We start from the raw sequence: 3835 nt of genomic DNA, 5'->3' as shown, positions 1-3835 counted from the left end.
TCTCGAACCAAGTGTTCGCCCCCTTATAATCTTCCATGTTTTGTGAGATATCGAAAATATAAAAAAACTCAGGACAGATTCCTTATGCCATAAGGCTTAAAGAACTGTCCCGAGCATTCATTGTACTATACATTCCATAGGGTTCAAGTTCATTTTAATATTTGAAACGACTGATCATTACCTTCAAATCAGCAGCCATCGTTGAAAGCAACTGTGCAGAAGCTGATATTTCCTCCATGGAAGCCAGTTGCTCTTGTGAGGAGGCAGCAACTTCCTCAGATGTGGCGGCATTACCGGTTGCAATCGTCGCCAGCTCGTTGGCTGTCGCTGCAATTTCTTGTACACTGGCTGATATTTGCTCTGCAATCGCAGCGACCTCCTCTACCTGAGGCGTTGTCTCTCGAATGCCTTCCATCGCATGACCCAGCTTGACAATGGTTGCTTTGGAAATCTGCAGTCCATCCTGCACCTCAGTCGTGACCCTGTCCATCGTCTTCACTGTTGTTTCGGTTTCATGCTGAATTTCGGCAATCAAGGTGGCAATCTGTGTGCCGGATGTCTGAGACTGCTCTGCCAGCTTACGCACCTCATCAGCAACGACGGCAAAGCCTTTTCCATGATCACCCGCTCTGGCTGCCTCAATAGCTGCATTCAATGCCAGCAGGTTTGTCTGATTGGAGATATCACCGATAACTTTCGTAATTTCACCGATTTCATGAGAGCGGGCTTGCAAGGTTTGAATCATCTGGTTGGAACGCTCTACTGATTGATGAATGGAATTCATTTGCTCGCCTGTCTGCTCAACAGACTTTCGTCCTTCCTCGGCTTGCAAGGCAGATCGTTTGGCCAAATCAGCTACCAAAATCGATCGTTCAGCAATTTGGGTGATCCCTTGTGCAATTTCATCCAGGGCCACCGAATTATTTTCCAGCCCTGTAGTCTGCTTCTCTGCACCACTGGCAATTTCTTGCACAGCCTGGGACACCTGCTCACTTGCAGCACTGGTTTGTTCCGCGCTTATTGTGAGTTCATTCGAAGAAATTGCGACATGATCTGCACTGTTCCCTACGTTCTGAATGACAGATCGCAGGTTATTCTGCATATTTTGAAAAGCCACTCCTAATTCTCCGATCTCGTCCTCGCTCTTTACTTGAATGTCCTGTGTTAGATCTCCGGCGCTCACATTTACCGCTTGTTCTTTTAACTTTAAAATCGGTTTGATGATGGAACGGATCAGGAAATAAACAATGATAATACCAATCACAAGACAACCGACGATGGTTAGTAAAGTGCTGATCAAAATCGGGCCTGCTGCTTCATCGACTTCAGACAAATACAGCGTTCCGCCTATCTTCCAGCCAGTCAGCTTGTTAGTTGCATAGTTCATATATTTGGACTGGCCTTCATACTCATACTCGTATTCACCAGTATCGCTCTGAAACATGCGTGATTCAATATCTGTAATTTTGGTGCCTGCTTCCTCCGTCGGATGTACAATGTAGGTATGGTTGCTGTCCAGCAATATGGCATAACCTTCATGACCTACTTTAATATTGTTCAACGTCTCTTTAATACCACTAATTTTCAGGTCAATGCCAATAACACCCGATCCATCTGACGTTGCCCGGGACACCGTAACCGTCATTTGCTTCGAGCTTGCCGAAAGATAGGGAGAACTAATCGCTGTCTTTGCTTGCTCTTTTATCGCTTCATCGTACCAAGGTCTGACCCGTGGATCATAATTGTCCGGTAATTGCTTCTGTGGATAGGTTATAAATTTACCATCCTTCGTACCATAAGAGATGGATTCTGCTTCAGGATGAAGTGCAGCATATTGCTTAAAAAACTCTTCCAGTTTGGCCGCTTGTTCCTCCGTCTCTACCCGATTGCCTTTTAGTCTTTCTGCAAAATATTCTGCGTCATGTACCTTAGGTTCGATAGTACTATCAATAATAAAATTAGTGCGGATGATAGCCTGCTCGGCACTTTCTTCAATCTGGTTTCGAATCTGCTGACTGGCGCTCACAAACGACAAAGCCCCCACGATCATGGACGGTAAAATCAGAAAGGCAATAAAGGCGACCATTAGCTTCGTTTTAAAATTTTTGCTGAGCATCCTTGCGACTAGCCACTTTTTTCCCGATAACTTCTTCATTAATAAACATCTCCATTTCATTACCTAGATTTCCTAACCTATGGTGAACCTCTTCGTCTTGCCGATGATGACAATCACCCGACAGACTCTCTTTCACATTTTTCACATCTGCTGCTAAAACGCTTGGACATAAAAGATATAAACACGCTAGTTAAATAGGTATATGTACTTATTTTAGAAAACAGCAAGGCTGGTCGGAACCGGTTCTTTGATATAATATACCTAAAAAATATTAAAAAAAATGCGTAGCACATGTTAAGAAAATATTAGTTTCATTTCACTATACCTACCTCTTAACATGAAAATAATCCCCTTGAAGGTAGCAAACATAGGGTCATTTTCGATAATCACCATATGCTTACTACCCCCAAGGGGATTAGGTTTGATCGCTTTATTCAGTTCAATCCAACAACACCTTCAGATCTTCAAGCCTGGTAACAGGTGCCTGACAGGTAAAATGCTCACACACATATACGGCTGGTTTGCCTTCCACAAGATCGTAATCACGGATATAAGAAACCGTCTCTGCAATCTCCGACTGTCCTTCATCCTTCAAAATAACGACCGTATTCGGCCTGAACCCAGCTCGAACTGCCTGAATGAACTGTACGGTCTGCAGATCGTCCCTATGACCTACAATCACAATCTCCTTCGTCGTTCCCGTCGCATACAACAACGCGCTGAGCAACGCGGAGTGGCCTGACGGGTAATGAGCAACCATACCGCCAAAAGCCTTAAACTGCTTGGCTGCATAGTTCTCTAATTGAGATTCACCCGTTAGCCGCGCAAGCCTCACAAAATTATAGGCCGCGATGCTGTTACCCGACGGAATCGCACCGTCATAGATTTCTTTAGGCTTGGCAATGAGCTGCTCACTATCTGACCCATAAAAGAATAATCCGTCCCGTTCCTCATCCCAGAACAAATCGATCATATTTTGATTGAGCGTCAACGCCCGTTGCAGATACTCTATATCGAAGGTCGCCTGGTATAACTCGATCAAGCCCCACACATAAAAAGCATAATCATCTACATAACCGGGATAAGCTGCTTCTCCGTCCCTGTAACGTGCCAACAGCCGTCCGTTCTCCTGTCTCAAATGGTTCCACAAAAACGTCTCAGCCTTCCGAGCTTGCTCTGTATATCTCGTGTCTCCAAAAGCTTGTCCTGCCTTCGCCAGAGCAGCAATCATCAACCCGTTCCACGAGGTCAAAATCTTGTCATCCTTGTGAGGATGAACCCGTTGCTCTCTGGCAGCAAACAGCTTGGCGCGTAGCTCACTAACCCGCTGCTCCAGTTCCTGCTCAGTCACGTCATGCTTGATCCCATAGGCTTCCAGATTGATATCAATCAGGTTTGGAATGTTGTGGCCTTCAAAATTTCCGTAAGGTGTAATTCCATATAAATCGTTGAAAAAGGCGGCATCCTCATTGCCTAGTACAGCCCTTACCTCAGAGTCGTCCCAGACGTAGAATCTCCCCTCTTCTCCTTCGGAATCCGCATCCTCCGCCGAATAAAAGGCACCATCTGCATCCGTCATGTCTCTTGCGATATATGTAAAGATTTGTTCTGTAATCCGTCGGTACAGTTCCTTGCCTGTCACCTGCCAAGCCTCTGTATACGCGATGGCCAACAGAGCATTGTCATACAGCATTTTTTCAAAATGCGGCACCAACCATT

Annotated in this window: 2 protein-coding genes; both read right to left on the bottom strand. The window is 45.2% G+C overall.

Annotated elements, in window-relative coordinates; all coding sequences use genetic code 11:
- Positions 1 to 154 precede the first annotated feature (154 nt).
- Positions 155 to 2155, bottom strand: a complete 2001-nt coding sequence (locus GRP75_RS21110; protein WP_160790279.1) for a methyl-accepting chemotaxis protein — start codon at positions 2153 to 2155, stop codon at positions 155 to 157.
- Positions 2156 to 2555: 400 nt separating this feature from the next.
- Positions 2556 to 3835 (bottom strand): thioredoxin domain-containing protein (locus GRP75_RS21105; protein WP_160790278.1); only part of this gene is annotated, 1280 nt, incomplete at its 5' end.

This window comes from Paenibacillus sp. OT2-17 (assembly GCF_009827695.1).
Classification (GTDB): Bacteria; Bacillota; Bacilli; order Paenibacillales; family Paenibacillaceae; genus Paenibacillus; species Paenibacillus polymyxa_B.
This window is presented reverse-complemented; position numbering and strand designations above follow the sequence as displayed.